Origin of the sequence: Chitinophaga filiformis, assembly GCF_900102545.1 — a bacterium.
In the GTDB taxonomy this organism is placed as follows: Bacteria; Bacteroidota; Bacteroidia; order Chitinophagales; family Chitinophagaceae; genus Chitinophaga; species Chitinophaga filiformis.
In genome coordinates this window covers 627,642-644,019 of record NZ_FNBN01000002.1, presented here as the reverse complement: position 1 = coordinate 644,019, position 16,378 = coordinate 627,642, and the positions used below count along the sequence as shown (strand labels likewise).

15 protein-coding genes are annotated in these 16,378 nt (G+C 40.4%); 9 read left to right on the top strand and 6 right to left on the bottom strand.

Annotated features, from left to right (window positions below):
- Window positions 1-132 precede the first annotated feature (132 nt).
- A complete protein-coding gene (locus tag BLR32_RS09115) occupies window positions 133-456 on the top strand; it encodes a helix-turn-helix domain-containing protein (protein ID WP_176842215.1) in 324 nt (107 codons plus the stop codon).
- 49 nt (window positions 457-505) lie between these two features.
- The gene (locus tag BLR32_RS09110) at window positions 506-1,501 is read left to right on the top strand and encodes a hypothetical protein (protein ID WP_089830845.1); all 996 of its coding nucleotides are present in this window, start codon (window positions 506-508) and stop codon (window positions 1,499-1,501) included.
- Window positions 1,502-1,530: 29 nt separating this feature from the next.
- On the opposite strand, the gene BLR32_RS09105 is transcribed toward BLR32_RS09110, so the two are convergent.
- The 3 genes from BLR32_RS09105 to BLR32_RS09095 are packed head-to-tail and all read right to left on the bottom strand — an operon-like array spanning window position 1,531 to window position 3,688.
- The gene (locus BLR32_RS09105) at window positions 1,531-1,947 is read right to left on the bottom strand and encodes a hypothetical protein (RefSeq protein ID WP_089830843.1); all 417 of its coding nucleotides are present in this window, start codon (window positions 1,945-1,947) and stop codon (window positions 1,531-1,533) included.
- A 13-nt stretch (window positions 1,948-1,960) separates the two neighbouring features.
- Window positions 1,961-2,776 (bottom strand): competence protein CoiA, encoded by an 816-nt coding sequence (locus BLR32_RS09100; RefSeq protein WP_089830841.1) that lies wholly within the window; start codon window positions 2,774-2,776, stop codon window positions 1,961-1,963.
- Window positions 2,777-2,824: 48 nt separating this feature from the next.
- Window positions 2,825-3,688: a hypothetical protein gene (locus BLR32_RS09095; protein WP_089830839.1), complete on the bottom strand. Its 864-nt coding sequence runs from the start codon at window positions 3,686-3,688 to the stop codon at window positions 2,825-2,827.
- Between the two features lie 459 nt (window positions 3,689-4,147).
- Between BLR32_RS09095 and BLR32_RS09090 the strand changes: the two genes are divergently transcribed.
- Together BLR32_RS09090 and BLR32_RS09085 are read left to right on the top strand one after the other, a co-directional pair.
- Window positions 4,148-4,588 (top strand): hypothetical protein, encoded by a 441-nt coding sequence (locus BLR32_RS09090; RefSeq protein WP_089830837.1) that lies wholly within the window; start codon window positions 4,148-4,150, stop codon window positions 4,586-4,588.
- Window positions 4,589-4,818: 230 nt separating this feature from the next.
- Window positions 4,819-5,130, top strand: a complete 312-nt coding sequence (locus tag BLR32_RS09085; protein ID WP_089830835.1) for a DUF3892 domain-containing protein — start codon at window positions 4,819-4,821, stop codon at window positions 5,128-5,130.
- Between the two features lie 34 nt (window positions 5,131-5,164).
- On the opposite strand, the gene BLR32_RS09080 is transcribed toward BLR32_RS09085, so the two are convergent.
- Window positions 5,165-6,235, bottom strand: a complete 1,071-nt coding sequence (locus BLR32_RS09080) for a histidine kinase (RefSeq protein WP_089830833.1) — start codon at window positions 6,233-6,235, stop codon at window positions 5,165-5,167.
- Between the two features lie 207 nt (window positions 6,236-6,442).
- Complete coding sequence (locus tag BLR32_RS09075; protein WP_089830831.1) at window positions 6,443-7,204, bottom strand: LytR/AlgR family response regulator transcription factor; 762 nt, start codon at window positions 7,202-7,204, stop codon at window positions 6,443-6,445.
- 360 nt (window positions 7,205-7,564) lie between these two features.
- On the opposite strand from BLR32_RS09075, the gene BLR32_RS09070 reads away from it, so the two are divergent.
- The 5 genes from BLR32_RS09070 to BLR32_RS09050 all read left to right on the top strand — a co-directional run bounded on the left by BLR32_RS09070 (window position 7,565) and on the right by BLR32_RS09050 (window position 16,022).
- Window positions 7,565-8,164, top strand: a complete 600-nt coding sequence (locus BLR32_RS09070) for an RNA polymerase sigma factor (RefSeq protein WP_089830829.1) — start codon at window positions 7,565-7,567, stop codon at window positions 8,162-8,164.
- 104 nt (window positions 8,165-8,268) lie between these two features.
- Window positions 8,269-9,441 (top strand): FecR family protein, encoded by a 1,173-nt coding sequence (locus BLR32_RS09065; protein WP_089830827.1) that lies wholly within the window; start codon window positions 8,269-8,271, stop codon window positions 9,439-9,441.
- A gap of 131 nt (window positions 9,442-9,572) precedes the next feature.
- Entirely contained in the window at window positions 9,573-13,082 is a 3,510-nt protein-coding gene (locus tag BLR32_RS09060) for a SusC/RagA family TonB-linked outer membrane protein (RefSeq protein ID WP_089830825.1), read from the top strand.
- A gap of 19 nt (window positions 13,083-13,101) precedes the next feature.
- Entirely contained in the window at window positions 13,102-14,481 is a 1,380-nt protein-coding gene (locus tag BLR32_RS09055; protein WP_089830822.1) for a RagB/SusD family nutrient uptake outer membrane protein, read from the top strand.
- 56 nt (window positions 14,482-14,537) lie between these two features.
- A complete protein-coding gene (locus BLR32_RS09050) occupies window positions 14,538-16,022 on the top strand; it encodes a TlpA family protein disulfide reductase (protein ID WP_176842213.1) in 1,485 nt (494 codons plus the stop codon).
- Between the two features lie 106 nt (window positions 16,023-16,128).
- Here the strand turns inward: BLR32_RS09050 and BLR32_RS09045 are convergent, their stop codons facing one another.
- On the bottom strand, window positions 16,129-16,368 hold the full coding sequence (locus tag BLR32_RS09045) for a hypothetical protein (protein WP_089830817.1): 240 nt from the start codon (window positions 16,366-16,368) through the stop codon (window positions 16,129-16,131).
- Between the last annotated feature and the right edge of the window lie 10 nt (window positions 16,369-16,378).

The following is a 16,378-nucleotide window of genomic DNA, read 5'->3' as shown; positions in this document are numbered from 1 at the left end:
AAAGACCACGACAGAACAGGACGTTTACCAGAAGCTGCTTGTGGCGAGGGAAAAAGCAAAACAAACGAAAGGAAAGAAAGGATTAGGTATTCTACTGGAAATTGTCGGAGATATCTTTAAATGTATCAGCCCATGAACTTAGCGAAAGCCATCAAAGATATACGCACAAAGACTAAAATGAACCAGCGAGACTTCGCAGCTGTGATAGAAATATCACAGACTGCGCTCTCGCAGATAGAAAGCGGCATAGCACAGCCATCAGACAAAACATTGGAGAGGATTGCGAACCGATTTGAAACAACAGCAGATGTGATCAAGTTGGCGGGGCTGGAAGTAGAAAATGATATACCTTCGGACAAGCAAGCTTTATTCAACGAGCTTTTTCCCAATTTTGCAGAGAAGGTAGCAGCCATGATTGCTGTTAATAATGATCCGAAAAAAAAAGCTTCTTTTTAAATACGCGTTAAGTTTACAAAAATTAAATAACCTTTTTGTTAAGTAAACCATGTCAGTAATAACGTATACTACTACCAAAACGACACTACCGGGTTGGGATCCTTTAATGCATCAGAACAATCCTCGTGGATATGCCTATGAAACGCCGACTCACTTTATCCACATTTTTGGAAAGGACGGCTGGTTTTATCCCGCATCGATTAGAATCTCAGCAACAGAAAAGAGTACAGGAACATTGGTCGATTGGGTGACTAAAGCTTTTGGCGCTGTAAATATCCAATCGTTGAGCCAACTTCCCGGCGATGTAGTTGATGGAGTTTGGAGGCCAGGGCTATATTATAACACCGACGCATTTCAAGCCTTACAAGTAATTGAAAGCGAGAAGAGGAGCTCTGAATTAGCTATTCTGCTTCTTATAGAACGTTTAGAGGAACTATTCAGTTATATTCATCCAGACGCCAATGGTCTTCAAACCTACGGGCATAAATCTCGGGAACTATTAATTTTGGCTTGTACAGAAGTGGAAAATTTCTGGAAACATTTTTTGAGAAAGGGAGGCGTAACAAATCCAACTGGTAGATACAATACAAATGATTATGTAAAACTCTTAGCTCCGCTTTATTTAAAAGAATTTGAATTTACGCTCAAAACATATTCAACAGTAGCGCCAGTTTCCCCATTTCTCAATTGGAACAGGTCAAATCCTACAACATCTCTTGACTGGTACGATGCCTACAATAAAACCAAGCATGACAGAGATGCCCATTTCAATGAAGCAACTTTGTGGAATTGTATTCAGGCTGTAGTGGCTAATTTAGTTATGTACAGCGTACGGTTTAGCCCCCATCCACTAACCGATCAGGGCAATAGATTCTCTGTCTTATATAAGCAGCATTTTGACGGTAAGCTAAACAATCCAGATGTAACGAGCTTCTACACGCATAACGTTATGTTATCTCCAACTCACAGAGACCACCTTCACAGCTTTGACCCCGTCGCGAGTCGAGCCATACAACCTTTCATTATAAAACCGTTGGTGTTATGACGAAGGGCCGTATAGCCATGCTTTCCTGTTTAAAGTCTTTCCATAATCTCTCTTAAAACACGGGCAGTACCCAATCCGCCTAAAGATTGTTTAACATCTTTCGAAGCAATGCATCCTTTATAATTGAACTTCTTAATCGGGGAATCTGGATTGGCCGTAGTGTCAATCCATTTCTTGATTGTAGGATCGAGCTGATCTGCAGTGATGTCAATAATTACCTCGCCTCTTTGTAACCATACATGTGTTTCGTAGGGAATCTTTTGCTCCCCAAATATAACATCCCAGTCACCTAGCTCTTTTTCTCGAAGAACATAACTCAATATTCTAGAGGCATCATCGCATGCTACGACAGGAAAATTATTGAATGGATAATAGAGTTTCTTAATTTCCGGTTGTTCCAAAAGAGAACGTATGCGATTTACAGCGAATTCGAGACTAATTCCCATATTGAATACAGATTTAATCCTCCCACCTATAAGTCAATATAGACCTCTGCGGCAAAGTATACCCTGCCTTCGGCATGGAAAACTCCTTGCCAACAGTAGGCTCAAACTCCGGCAATTGTAGGCTATCCACCTTATCACCAATAATCCGTAACATCTTATGTGGCCTGGGCGCATGGTACTGATACTCACGATCACTGTTATAGTACTCACATGCATCAGTATAACTGTCCTCTAGCTTGAAAGCCATAAAGCCCATTGCCGGATCGCGCTCAACATTCCATAAAATAAGCGTCTTATAATACATGTAAGATATGACACGTTCGTACTCCTTAAGCCTGATGGAGAGCGGGCTTGGTCCCCTTATAATTTTAGGGTCAAAAGTTATCAAGCGCTTTTTCTCAAAAGGCACCACCCATAGCACATATACCCCCAGTTTGTGATACCTTCTTGTACGCTCCAGGATCTGCGAGGGAGTAAGCACTGAAGCCTGCACCTCAATACCAATCCTACGCTTATTTCCTTCTATGTAAACATCAGGTCTGATGATGCCCAACGGTTTTTCCAGTTCAATGGCCCGTACCTTATATTTTATTGTAGCATTCAGCGTTTGAAATATCTGAAATTTCATTTTTATATGCAGCATACTTTCACCTGCATACTCACACGAAGCGGCGGCTTTATGTGCAAAATGAGGAATCTTCACCAGCCCATTTTTTAAGGTCACCTCACCCTTGCAGTTAGGGCAATAATAACAGCCGCCTAAGAAGGTCGCATGTTCAGCAGTAACACTGGCGGTGCCGTCACTGAGCTGTGTATTTGCTGTAAGCATAGAGATGTGATTGTATAGTTAAGTTATGCAATCACAACCTCTATTTAGTTAATGCGATGTTAATGGAGAAAACATCGCATCAAACTCCAAAACTTCAATCAGCTGTTTACAGCTGGAATCCTCAATTGCTACAAAAACAAACTTATCATTGTAGTAAGCTATGTTCCAGCCTTCAAGGCGTGGATTATTAGTCTTGATTTGCTGTTCTATGTAATCTCTGTTTTTAAGGTTATCAGGCATTAAAAACGAATTGTGAAAAAAACGTAAGGACTTTCCACCGAAAAAGAACACAGGTATAAGTACTAGACTGACTAACAGCGGACCACTTCGCCTAATGTATTTATTTCTAAAATTCACTTTCTTTTCGGCTATTGCCAATATACTAATAACGAGGCTGCCTAAGACAATAAATGCGCTACCTAAGTACATGAAAAAACTGATAATGCCAGAAGGTGTGATTTTATTCCAATTAACAGAATACTTGAGCTGTTGGCGGAAGAAGCCTATATATATCCAATAAAAGACTGCAACCAGCATCACTGCGAATAAAATGTAATTAAATATCTTCTCATGCTTATCAATTTTGTCATCCTTTATAAAGAAATGTTCATCATTCACAGTATTGCCAGAATTTTCAGGACTCTCTTCGTTTATGAAAAGTAATCTGCCAAAACGAAAGATTTCAGTACGAGCCACAAGCAAGACGCCAAAAATACAAAAAGACAAGATAGACAACACTAGCAGCCCGTCAGATACCAACTGAGAAATAGAAAAAAATCTAATGTAAGGCGTACCCAAGGCCAGTAATTCAGCTAATTGCCAGATACCACCCAGTATTGTGGGGATTAGGACAATCATGCCGATGTTTTCCTTAAACCAGGAGTAATTGATTTTCGCCTTGAAAATCTTCATAAAACCGATAATTGAAATTGTTAATTGTGTAAAGTGATATGATAAATGTATCCTAATTTTTCAATTGCTCACCACTACACCACTCACCCCGCTCTTTTTTTTATTTAAAAACAGCCGGTTTTAATTAAAAGAGAATATTAAAGTAAAAAAGGCCGGTTAATGTGATACAAAATTCATTTTGTGGAGTAATATAAATAAAAATAATCCTGGAACTCCATAACCGCTAGCCTACAATTCACAAATAAAATAGCTATAAATATTTACCGGAAATTCTCTAACAGTGAAACATTTCCTGTCAGTTGAGTAGTATAGAAGTAAAGTATGTAAAAACTCACATAACCGTCCTGCAATAATAGGGACAATAAATTTATATCATGAATACAAAAAATATAAGAGACACATAAGGACTTTAATGTCCTTCACGGTTAAGACTTTTCTAAAACATTAAAACAGAAAATTATGACATATCATAAACCAGTGGCTATTGAAATTGAAATAGCCGTATATCTGGCCAATATTTGGCCTCACCTGCTTGATAGATTGAAATCTAAAGTACGGAATATTTTGGGGACTGGAACAAGGTGCATAAATCCGAACATCCACTATGGCCCAAGCGACGCAGAACTTAGCCGAAAAATAGGAGAAAAGTTTGCTAATACTAATCTACCGGATATTCAATGGTGGGAATCGACGCATGCAAGAAGAAACAAAAGTTACCTTCTCAAATTAAGTATCACGCCGTATTATAAAAATGAAAAGTTGATGCAAGATTTGACGCATGTCTTAGCGGATTCGCTTGAGATATCTCACAACATGTTAATGATGTGTGACGTAAGTTCAGAAGTATTGATCTATGAACGTGAAATTTGGTTACGCTCAGATTTCTATGGTTTTTCATAGCAGATAAGCGAAATGTAGCCAATCGAATACCCTGTTTCTAAGGTGTTCCTATAAATGTAGGAGCACCTTATTCTACCGGAAAAATCCCCTTTTTATAATGATCGGCATAGAGATAAGGGAATATGATCTATCTTGGTGTAAGCTTTATCAAATTCATTTTTACCACCCGCCCGGCGTATCAAACATCGACCCGGCCTGAATGAAAAAGGTCAGGATTTTAAACCAATGTTATGAGCACCTACTACATCACAGCTATCAGGAAAAGTAATAACGATTCACATATCACACATGTATTGGTTCACTCACCTACCGACAGAGGCAGATTAAGTAAAGGAGCTGTCCATACTAAAGCAGACATTATAACCCATATGAAGCAACACTCCTTTAAGACCGCTATATATAATTATACAAACGGCGATTGGAATGAAGGTGCTGATGTAGGAGTTGTACGTGTTGGCAGTATTGATTACTTAAGAACAGATCGAGACTCAACTGCTCGAGATAATTTAGGTAATCTTCTATTGATCGACGAAATCAAGTAACACTAGCCGCCCTTCGCAATCTCCTTGCCGAGAATCAAACAGGAAAGCCTATTTCAATGCTGAACACTTCCGGCGTTTCATTAATCTTAAAATGATGGCTCTTTCCATATATATTGGTCAAGCGCTTTTGCACACTATTGATGCCTATTTTACCAGATGGATGTTCTGGTAGTGGATATTTGTAATTGGTAACCGTAACGGTTAGATAGTGGTTGGATGCATCAATTGAAATGGCTGCAGGTTTTAGCGGGTCATCTACAATTCCATATTTAAAGATATTTTCAGTGAGTGTTACTATGCTCTGCGGCGGAATCCGGTAGCCCGTTATATCACCAGGTATATTTTTGCTAAACTGAACGTAAATCTTGCCAAAACGAAGTTCATTAAGCTGCAGCAGGGTGTCCAGCTGATCCAGCTCTTGGATCAATAAGCCCTTTCCGTCTTCTCCTAGTTCAACCAAGGCATTTCGCGTGTAGCGTGATAGCAAATCGATTATTTTTTCGTTTTTAAGAGGAATACTGCCTTCAGTGGGTAGCATATTCAGCGCATTGAAAAACAAATGGGGACTTAGACGAGTGTACAAAGCACTATTCTCCAGTACCTGTTCACGTTTTGCGGAAGCTTTTATAATATAAGCACTCCACAGGAACAGTGAAAAAACCATCATTTTCCACCCACGATAAAGGGAATTAACAACAAACTTTAGCGTCAGCTTACTTATGAACAGTTTGGGGTCTGCTGCAAATAACGTATAAGTTAGGAGGTATGACAGCGAAAATAATATTAGACATATCAATAGAGTAGCAAGTATGATCAACAGTGAAGAGCTACTCGCTGCCAGTTTCGGAAAAATAAAATGAACATAGGCAAAAAAGAAGGCAGTTTCAATACTCATGAGAATCAGAAATTCGGGAACCTTATCCGCTACCCCATTTATCATGATAACGAAATAATCAATCGAGGCCAGCAGAACCATCAAGAAAATTTGAAATTTTACCGTGGTTATCCAAGATGCAAATCTCTTGAGCAAGGGATTGGTTGGGGTAGTAGATCTACGGTTATCACTTAAAAACTGCGGGATATGTATTTTGCTTTTGAAATTCATTAAGTTGTGTTTAGATTAGGTTGTAAATAACAAAATTGTTAACCGATCAAAGCGAATTGAAAAATGAAAACAAAAAAAACAACAAGAAAAACATTGTTCTCTTTTAAAACATCAAATGGAACAAATCTAGCGCTAAGTCCAACAACGACAGTGACTACAATTCCCACAATGATCTGCGTAAAATAGCAGCGCAGAGCACATGGCAGGTTACTTGCCATGTGCTTCTTTGATTTTTTCCTTCAAGTCTTTTTTGAAAGTTCTACCTACCTCCAATTTTATATCATTTACTATTTTTATAGTTCCATTTCCTTCATAAAATTGGATGTGCTTCATATTGATCACATAAGATTTATGAATTCTGATGAAACGATCACTGCGGAGTTGTGAAAGTATCTGTTTCAGCGCCATGTGCGGCATAATCTGGCTCTTATTGGTAAAGTAAATCTTACAGTAATTTCCGATGCTTTGTATATAAAGGATATCATCATGGTTTACTTTTGTGGTCTGACCTGATAAGGAATCTTTTAGGAATAACAAACTTGCTTCATCTTTTGCAATATGATCAGCGGTTTCTTTCTTTAAGCGGCATTTTGCAACTGCTTCTAAAAAATGAGGATAGGTAATTGGTTTCATTAAATAGTCTATGGCGTTTAATCTATAGGCCTCCACCGCAAATTGACTATGACCGGTTGTAAACACCACAAGCACCTTGTTCATAACTAGTCTGGCCAGTTTGAGCCCCAATGGGCCCTTCATCTCGATATCCAGAAATACAACATCCGGAAGTCCCTTTTCTTTTGAAAGCATAGCATGCGCTTTCAGTGGGTCTTTTTCGGCTCCTATAAAATCTAGCCCTTGGGTAATCTTAATGAAGTACTCCAGTTTGTTTATTGCAGCTTGCTCGTCATCTATAACGAAACAGCTCAACAAAGTCCTTTCGGGCTGCCTCTGGGTGTTTGCATTTGACATGTTTTATTCTGAGGGTTAATAGCAAAAAATTGTCACTTCAAAAATGGGTAAAACATAAATTCTGGTACAAACCCAGCTGTAATTATTTATTGGATTTTTTTACCTAGTTGTTGGACTTTTTTGCCTGACTGGAAAATAGTGGAATTAGTGTTTCAGATTGCAAACAATGTATATAAACCTGTCTGTTGACTCTAACTGTTTGTAATTAAATCAGATGCATGTGGTTCTTTGTCTGAAGCTTTGGCAAAATAAAGATATGGCTATTTTTTAAATAGTAACAAACTGTTCACTATTTTTTAGTCCATTTGGATTTGCACATGCCTGAATTAATACAGAGATTTGTTGATACAATTCATATATATGCAGCGCCCGATCCACCCCGATGAACAAGCGCTCTCACAAAGTCTACGTGACGGTGACTATCCGGCATTCGAGGCAATTTATGATCTTTATAAACGGCCACTTGCTGCCAGACTGCTTAAATTGTTAAAATCAAAGGAACAAGTAGCGGAAACGATGCAGGAACTGTTTTTGCGGCTATGGGAAAACAGATCGAGCATTGATCCACAAAGGCCCATTAAAGGTTACCTCTTCCGCATTGCTGAGAACATGGTTTACGACTTTTTCCGTAAGGCGGCAAATGACAGCAAAATGAAAACGCAACTGTTGCGCCGTGCAGGTAGTGCCTACGATAGCATAGAAAAACTATTGTATGAAAAAGAAAGCAGGGATCTTTTATACCGCATCATTGATCAGCTCCCCCCACAACGGAAAAAGGTTTTTATGCTTTGCAAGCTGGAAGAAAAAAGCTATCGGGAAATCAGTGAATCCCTGGGTATCTCTATAGCAGCAGTAAACGATCATATCACAAAGGCCAATGCATTCCTCAAAAGATACCTGGCAGCATATCCTAACCTCGCCGTCCCCCTCATTTTAGGTTTTATGCTGCAAGCAATTTAATTTTATAAACCTAAATATCAATCACTTAACAGAATCACGTCTTTTTTTCTTCAGCTACAGCTATTGGTTTCTCCGCTTAGCACGTATTGCAGTTAAAAAGGACCGTGAAATCATACCCATACCTCAAAACACTTTTTCAAAAGTTCAGCGCCGGAAGCATCCGCCAGGATGAACTGGATGAACTGCTTTCTTATTTCGATACAAAAGAAAATCAGTCTATTCCCAGGCGGCTGATCCGGGAAGTTCTCAACGATGAACATTCAAATGAAGCAGACCCAGACATGGACAAACTGCTACACCAGGTCAAACTTAACCTGCGCTATCAAATACTTCCGCCAAGAAGAAAGCTACTCAAATGGTACCCTGCAGCTATCGCTGCATCAATATTACTGGCAGTAACCACCTTGGTTTACCTCACAAGAACTCCAACTGTAAACATACCACGCCCTGAAACTACGGCTACAGATATTATGCCCGGTGGCAACAAGGCTACCCTTACTCTGGCCAATGGCGTTGTAATTGACCTGGCAAAAGTTAAGCACGGAACGCTCTTTCAGGATCAAGATGTACACATCGAAAAAGAGCAGACAGGAACCATCAAATATGTAAGGGGTGATTCCAAGTCAGTCAACAACGAACTGGCCTTCAACAGCATCCATACCCCTAATGGAGGGCGATTTCAGGTCATCCTTCCCGATGGGACTCGGGTTTGGCTCAATGCAGCCTCAACACTCAAATACCCCCAGCAGTTCAATACAGAAACCCGGACTGTAGAATTAACTGGTGAAGCCTTTTTCCAGGTTTCTCCCAATAAAGCCAAGCCCTTTATTGTAAAAAGCAATGGGCAGGAAGTAAAAGTACTGGGCACGCAATTCAACCTCAATACCTATATGGATTCCCCTTTTACCTTTACCACACTTCAGGAAGGAAGCTTACTAGTAACCAATATACAAACCCAAACATCCCTCAAAATAGCACCAGGACAACAGGCCGTATCAGGTCAGGGTAAACTGGAATCAGTAAAAGTTGATGCATTAGCTTTTAGCAGCTGGAGGGATGGCATCATTGTATTAAACGATGCTACGTTAGATGTGGCCATTCCGCAAATTGAACGTTGGTATGATGTCCAGTTTGTAATTGAACCTGGACTATCAAAAGTGCAACTATCAGGAGAACTCCCTATCAATACACGCCTTACTGAGCTTTTGGCGGCATTAAGCACACATACCGGCATCACATTCCGGATAGAAGGAAGGAGGATAATGGTAAAAAAATAATCCATTTGAAAGTCTTGGCTTTGGCAAAAAATAAAAAGCCGGAGGCGTGGCAACACTTCCGGCAATAGCTAGGCTTATCAATAATAAACGATCAAAGCATATTTATTTAAACCACCTAACCCAACAAAAATATGAATTCTAAAGTTCATACCGGCATCCCGTTCCAATTATTTCAGAGGAACTGCAGCGCTGGTAATAGAACGTTCTCCTGTATCCTGGTTGCGCTGCTGCTTACCTTCTGTTCGACCCTTTCTGCAAGTGCTCAAAAAATTACGATTGCAGCAAAGGCTGAACCAATAACCAATGTTTTGCGTGAGATTCGTAAACAGGCGGGTTATGCCTTTATTTATGACACCGACGTAATGTCAAAGGCACATCCGGTTACCCTTAATGTAAACCAGAAAGATATCACAGAAGTGCTTCCCGTGCTTTTCAAGGACCAGCCACTGGAATATAAAATGAACGGAAAAGTAATCTCAGTAATGGCCAAAAAAGACAGGGCAAAAGACAAACAGCATCCTATAAAAGGTTATGTAGTGGATTCCCTGGGCAAACCAATTCAGAATGTTTCGGTGCACATAAAAGGAACAAACCAGCAAACATCAACAGACAAACAAGGCGCATTTTCTTTTTCAGATGTTGCTGAAGGCGCTCGACTTCAGTTCAGCCTTGTAGGCTATGGTTTCTCAGAGGCACCAGCAACTTCCAATGAAATGATAGTAGCACTTCATCAGCGAACTGAAACACTTGCAGAAGTAAACATCAATGTAAGTACCGGATATCAAAAGATTCCTAAAGAAAGGGCGACCGGTTCCTTCGCCCTGATAGACAACCGACAGTTAAACAGAAGAGTCTCAACCAGCATCATAGAACGATTAGAAGGCATCACAACAGGAATGCTGTTTAATGGCAATCCGGTTGGAGGAAATGGTACACGCTCTAACATCTCCATAAGAGGGACCAGTACTATCTTTGCAAATGACAAGCCGCTGATTGTGCTGGATAACTTTGAGTACAATGGAGACATCAACAACATCAACCCCAATGATATTGAAAGCATTACCGTACTTAAAGATGCAGCCGCAGCTTCCATCTGGGGGGCCAGGTCGGGTAACGGGGTTATTGTTATCACCACAAAAAAAGGCACGCTCCGTACCGCTCCTACCTTCAATGCAAATGCCAACGTAACTATAGGTGAAAAACCAGATCTTTTTTATTCCCGAGGGCTAGGCCCGGCGGACTACATCGAACTTGAACGCTTTCTATTTTCCAAAAATTATTACGATAGTTCGTTAAGCAATGCTCAAATGCCTGCACTTACACCTGCCGTGGAGCTGATGTTGTTAAACCGATCAGGGAAGCTTTCTAATGCCGACCTGGAAACGCAGCTTGATGCTTTGAAAGTCCATGATGTAAGAAACGACATGTTGAAATACATATACCAGAATAATGTTAATCAACAGTACGCCTTGAACCTAAGTGGTGGTACCAACCAGCAGCGTTATTTTGTTTCTGGTGGCTATGACCGCAACATCTCTAACCTGAAAGGTGACAAATATGAACGCATAACCCTTAATGCCAGCAACACCTATAACTTTCTCAAAGACCGGCTTAGTTTGACTACTTCAGTTATATACACCGGTACAAAAAACACAGCAGATGGCAATGCCTATGTTTATTTTTCAGATAAGCAAATTTTATATCCATACGCACGACTTGCAGACGAACAAGGAAATGCTTTGCCAATCCCCAAACTTAGAACCTTATTTACCGACACAGTAGGCAAAGGACGGCTTCTGGATTGGTTATACCGGCCTATAGATGAGATTAGACTGGCAGATAATACTTCAAATCAAACCAACTATTTGCTGAACATCGATGCACGTTATAAAATCTTGAAAGGCCTTTCGGCTGAGGTTAAATACCAGTATGGCAGAACTGTCATCCTGGATAGAAATCTGCGCAGTCAAGAGACCTACTTTACTCGTGACCTGATCAATTCATTCAGCACGATCAACCAGGCAACAGGTGCAGTTACCCGAAGGGTACCCTTGGGCAGTATTCTTGATCTGAGCAATGCAACCGCAACTACTAACAATATCAGATTCCAGGCAGACTATGTTAACAACTGGGCAAACCGACACGAGTTAAACGCAATAGCAGGTTATGAAATCCGTGATTATGCAACAGATCGTAATTACAATCGCTTTTACGGATATAACGACGAATTTGCCACTCAAACAGATGTAGACTATCTGACCTTCTTTCCAACCATTTATGGGACTACAACCAGGAGAATACCTGCTAACAGGTTTTTGTCAGCTGCATCCAACCGAAATATTTCCTATTATGCCAATGCCTCCTATAGCTATCTTCAGAAATATACGCTGAGTGCAAGCGCGCGTAAAGACGAAAGTAACCTCTTTGGAGTGAACACCAATCAAAAAGGCGTGCCGCTATGGTCAACTGGGTTGAAATGGGATATAAAAAAGGAAAAATTCTTTGAAGCCCCATGGATGTCGCAGCTGCAATTACGAGTTACTTATGGATATAATGGCAACGTTGACCAGAGCGTAACCGCATATCTTACCGGTTCTTCCTTGCCAGACAATGGAATGGGAAAGCCTTACACCACCATTACAAACCCTCCAAATATTAATCTGCGTTGGGAGAAAATAAGAGTAATGAACCTTGGAATTGACTTCGCCTTGTTAAAGGAAAGGGTGAGCACCAGTATTGAATTTTACAACAAAAAAGGAACAGACATTATGGGTGATGCCAGTCTGGCGCCATCTGCGGGGTTACCAACCTTTCGGGGGAATACGGCCAATATCAAAGGAAATGGTTGGGATATAACATTGAACAGCCTAAACACAACCGGAATAGTGAAATGGGGTACCATGTTGTTATTCAGCAATGCAAAAACCTCTGTTTCAAAATACCTAAAAAAGATAACTGTAGTAAGTGATTATGTTACAGGCGGAATAAGAAACCCTATAGAGGGCAGGCCACTTTTTGCTGTTTACAGTTACCGATGGGCTGGATTGAGCAACACGGGTGAACCACAAGGCTATCTGGATGGTATTACTAGTACAGCTTACAGCAATATTGCCAATTCAACCAATTTAGACAATATGGTTTACCATGGCCCAGCAAACCCAACTACATTTGGCAGCCTGATGAATACGATTAGCTGGAAGCAACTTTCCCTATCTTTCAATCTGATTTACAAATTCGGCTATTATTTCAAACGGCCTTCCCTTAATAGTTATGCACTGATTAACGGGTTGTTCTCTTTGGGAGATATTGAATATACACAACGGTGGCAGAAACCCGGAGATGAAAAGAGTACAAATGTACCCGCACTTCTTTATCCAACCAACCAAACCCGAGATGATTTTTACCAAAATACAGAGATCGTTGTAGAAAAAGGGGATCACATTCGGTTTCAAGACCTGCAGCTAAATTACCGCATCGGTAAAGATGTGCTTAGGAAATTACCGGTAAGCAGCATTGAAATTTATGGGTACATGAATAATGTAGCCCTGCTCTGGAAAGCAAACAAATATGGAATTGATCCCGATGCCAGTGGCTTGCCTAAACCCCGCAGTTACGCTTTCGGATTAAAAATAGGAATGTAGAACAGTTTATGATATTAAGATGAAAAACCTTATTCACTTCATGCTGGCTATTTTGCTAATCGCAATGGCCTCATGCACAAAAGAATTTTTGGAGAAAAAACCTGATAGAAGTTTGGTCACACCTTCAACACTGGCCGACTACTGGACCTTATTGGACAACAGGGAAATCATGAACAGGACTACAACTATGAGCCAGCTCTCCAGTGATGATCAGTATCTTCCCTATACTTACTTCCAGACCCAACCACAATCTACGCGGAATATATATACCTGGAACCGAGAAATCTACGACACCGCTGATCCCGGAAACGACTGGACCAGGGGCTACAACCAGGTCTTCTATGCAAATTGTGTATTGGAAGGCCTTGAAAAAATCGATAGAACAGCAACCAACCAGTCAGAATGGAACAACATCAAGGGCGCAGCACTATTTTTTCGTGCGCATGCCTTTTATAATCTGGTCGAGCTCTTTGGTAAGCCCTACTCACAAACGGCAGGTGCGGATTTAGGAATACCCTTACGGCTTAGCCCCAACCTGGAAGATATTTCCAGACGCGCTACATTACAGCAGACCTATGATCAGATCCTGGCAGATCTGAAAAATGCTAGGAACTTGGTTCCTGTTGTAATGGACTCCTATACAGCAAGACCTGCAAAGCCTGCTGTATATGCATTGCTTGCAAGAATTTACCTGAACATGGGTGATTACATCAGTGCAGAAAATTATGCAGACAGTTGTTTAACACTGCATAACAAGCTTTTAGACTACAATACCCTTTCCCTTAGCTCAACAGCTCCCTTTAGCACCATTGAGCATCCGGAAATCATTTTTCAGACAATAATGCCAAATAACCTTCCCCTAATAAGCCGGGCTAATACCCTCATAGACACCGTCCTGCTAAAATCCTATGCATCCAATGATCTTCGACAGGCTGCGTTTTTCAGGACGCTCACTCCAGGTACTTACTTCTTTAAAGGAAGCTATACAAAATTTACTGCGCCATTTAGTGGGCTAGCTACAGATGAAATGTATCTGATCCGGGCTGAAGGCAGGGCTCGAAGGGGCGAAATTAGTTTGGCTATGCAAGATATCAACCTTCTATTATCCTACCGTTTTAAAAAAAATACAAATGGCACCAGTACCTATGTAAACCAAACCGCCGCAACGTCCAAACAGGCACTAGATATTGTGTTGACCGAAAGGCGGAAAGAGCTGGTGTTTCGCGGCTTACGCTGGTTAGATCTGAGGAGACTCAATAGAGAACCTGATCGTCAAATCACGTTACGCAGGTTGTTAAATGGTACAGAATACAAATTAGAACCTAACGCGCCACGCTACATTTTCCCTATACCTCCACTAGAAATCAGCATCTCAGGTCTCCAGCAAAACGACCGGTAAATTACTTAGGACTAACGATTATAAGAACAATGAATCATAAAATTATAATGACAATCATGCTGGCGCTACTACAGTCCAGCATTCAAACGCATGCACAAACCTCCATATTGAAAACAAGAGGAAATCAGGTAGCAAGTATACAGGTGATCGTACAGAAGAATTCAGGCTATGATAGCTTGCAAATTGACCTTTGGAAAGAATACCTGTCCACCAGTCCATCACTTTCCATCTTAGCGTCTAAAAGATTTGACTATTCAAAACCAGGTACTCTAAAAATCAGTGATTTCTCCAGAACAGCCTATTTTGCTTTGAAAACTTTTAATGGAAAGGAAACAGATTACCTGGCCTATTTTCCCATTAGCCCTGGAGATCACGTTAACCTAATCGTGAGCAACGGAAAAATCCGATTTACAGGAATTGGCTCTGACAAAATGAACTTAGCTTACGAGCTCGAACAAATGGAGTCGGATTTTACGAAACGGTTTTATCGTTCGCAGCACACTTCTAAGGCAGAATCGAAATACAGCAAAATTCCAGTTGTTGCCGAGTTTTCCAACTACCTCAATCTTCCCTTGGATTCATTACTAAACTTGAAATTGGCACTGGTTCAGAAAAGATATCCGAAGCTAAGCCAAGAAGATAAAGACATTTTCAAGGCAAATACAATTACCCAGGAATATAAAAAAAGACTATGGACGTTGGTTACTACCGAGAAAACTATCCTGCGTTTAGACAGCTCTTCCATAACTCCATTGTTACAGGAGCTATACAATAACAACATTGCGCTGTTAACAGTTCCTGACCTTCCTGGAAACATTCAAACGTACTGCCCTGACTACTCACTTATAAAACTACTGCAATGGAAGTTTGGGATCAGGTATGGAAATGATTTCCCTAAAAATCAGTATGACATTGTCAAATATGCGAATACCTTTCGCCCAGCTCTTCGAGACAAACTATTGACGGAGTATATGCTTAATAGAGGACTAAATAAACTGGATACAGCTTTTACAGCGAAAGCAATGCAAGTCATCCAGAATCCGGATTATTTATCCCTGCTATCTGACCTTAACAGCAATTTGACGATAGGTAAGCCTGCATATGATTTTTCCCTGGAAAACGCCCAGGGAAAACTAAGTAAACTAAGCGATTTTAAAGGGAAGGTAGTATTTCTTGATTTTTGGTTTACAGGCTGTCTTGGCTGTACGGCACACTATAAGTATGTGTTGTCAAAAGTAGAGCAACACTTCAAAGGCAACCCTTATATTGCCTTCATCTCGATTTCTGTGGATGTTAATAGGAAGACTTGGATAGAAAGTGTTGGAAAAAGCCAATATACCGATCCAGAAGGGATCAACCTGTATACTCAAGGAAAAGGTTTACATCATGATCTGATCAAGAAATACAACATTCAGAGTTTTCCTACATTTATTATCATAGATAAAAATATGAAGAATGTTAATATCAACAACGGCATTAAGAGATGGTCTGAACAAGAACTGATTGCATACCTTGAAAACCTAATAAAAGTCAGGATTTAATGGCCTTGGGCTAGACAAAAAAAACCTTAATAGCTGGTTTCAACAACAAGTCTATTTTTGAACATTGAACAGCAAGGAGAGCAACTGGTTGCTCTCCTTGCACTAATTATGGAATCAAATCCACATAACCTCCAGTAACCCGAGTCCTGGGTCCACTTTGATTTTCCAGATATGCACAGGTTTCATCTGGGTTATCACCACAAGTGAAATCCTCCCCTTTAATGCCAAGTGGAGTACCTCCTGTCGGAGTTGCATAATAATCTCCAGGTGCATGAGATGTAGCAGCTATTGAACCTACACCTATTACAGAAAATAGCGCAATTAAAGCGAGCTTGATCTTTTTCATAAACTTCGTT

Bases quoted from the DNA above. Each gene is read 5' to 3' on its own strand.
- BLR32_RS09095 (WP_089830839.1), bottom strand. From the start codon at position 3,688: ATGAAGATTTTCAAGGCGAAAATCAATTACTCCTGGTTTAAGGAAAAC.
- BLR32_RS09100 (WP_089830841.1), bottom strand. From the start codon at position 2,776: ATGCTTACAGCAAATACACAGCTCAGTGACGGCACCGCCAGTGTTACT.
- BLR32_RS09090 (WP_089830837.1), top strand. From the start codon at position 4,148: ATGACATATCATAAACCAGTGGCTATTGAAATTGAAATAGCCGTATAT.
- BLR32_RS09085 (WP_089830835.1), top strand. From the start codon at position 4,819: ATGAGCACCTACTACATCACAGCTATCAGGAAAAGTAATAACGATTCA.
- BLR32_RS09110 (WP_089830845.1), top strand. From the start codon at position 506: ATGTCAGTAATAACGTATACTACTACCAAAACGACACTACCGGGTTGG.
- BLR32_RS09070 (WP_089830829.1), top strand. From the start codon at position 7,565: ATGCAGCGCCCGATCCACCCCGATGAACAAGCGCTCTCACAAAGTCTA.
- BLR32_RS09045 (WP_089830817.1), bottom strand. From the start codon at position 16,368: ATGAAAAAGATCAAGCTCGCTTTAATTGCGCTATTTTCTGTAATAGGT.
- BLR32_RS09055 (WP_089830822.1), top strand. From the start codon at position 13,102: ATGAAAAACCTTATTCACTTCATGCTGGCTATTTTGCTAATCGCAATG.
- BLR32_RS09105 (WP_089830843.1), bottom strand. From the start codon at position 1,947: ATGGGAATTAGTCTCGAATTCGCTGTAAATCGCATACGTTCTCTTTTG.
- BLR32_RS09115 (WP_176842215.1), top strand. From the start codon at position 133: ATGAACTTAGCGAAAGCCATCAAAGATATACGCACAAAGACTAAAATG.
- BLR32_RS09080 (WP_089830833.1), bottom strand. From the start codon at position 6,235: ATGAATTTCAAAAGCAAAATACATATCCCGCAGTTTTTAAGTGATAAC.
- BLR32_RS09075 (WP_089830831.1), bottom strand. From the start codon at position 7,204: ATGTCAAATGCAAACACCCAGAGGCAGCCCGAAAGGACTTTGTTGAGC.
- BLR32_RS09050 (WP_176842213.1), top strand. From the start codon at position 14,538: ATGCTGGCGCTACTACAGTCCAGCATTCAAACGCATGCACAAACCTCC.
- BLR32_RS09060 (WP_089830825.1), top strand. From the start codon at position 9,573: ATGAATTCTAAAGTTCATACCGGCATCCCGTTCCAATTATTTCAGAGG.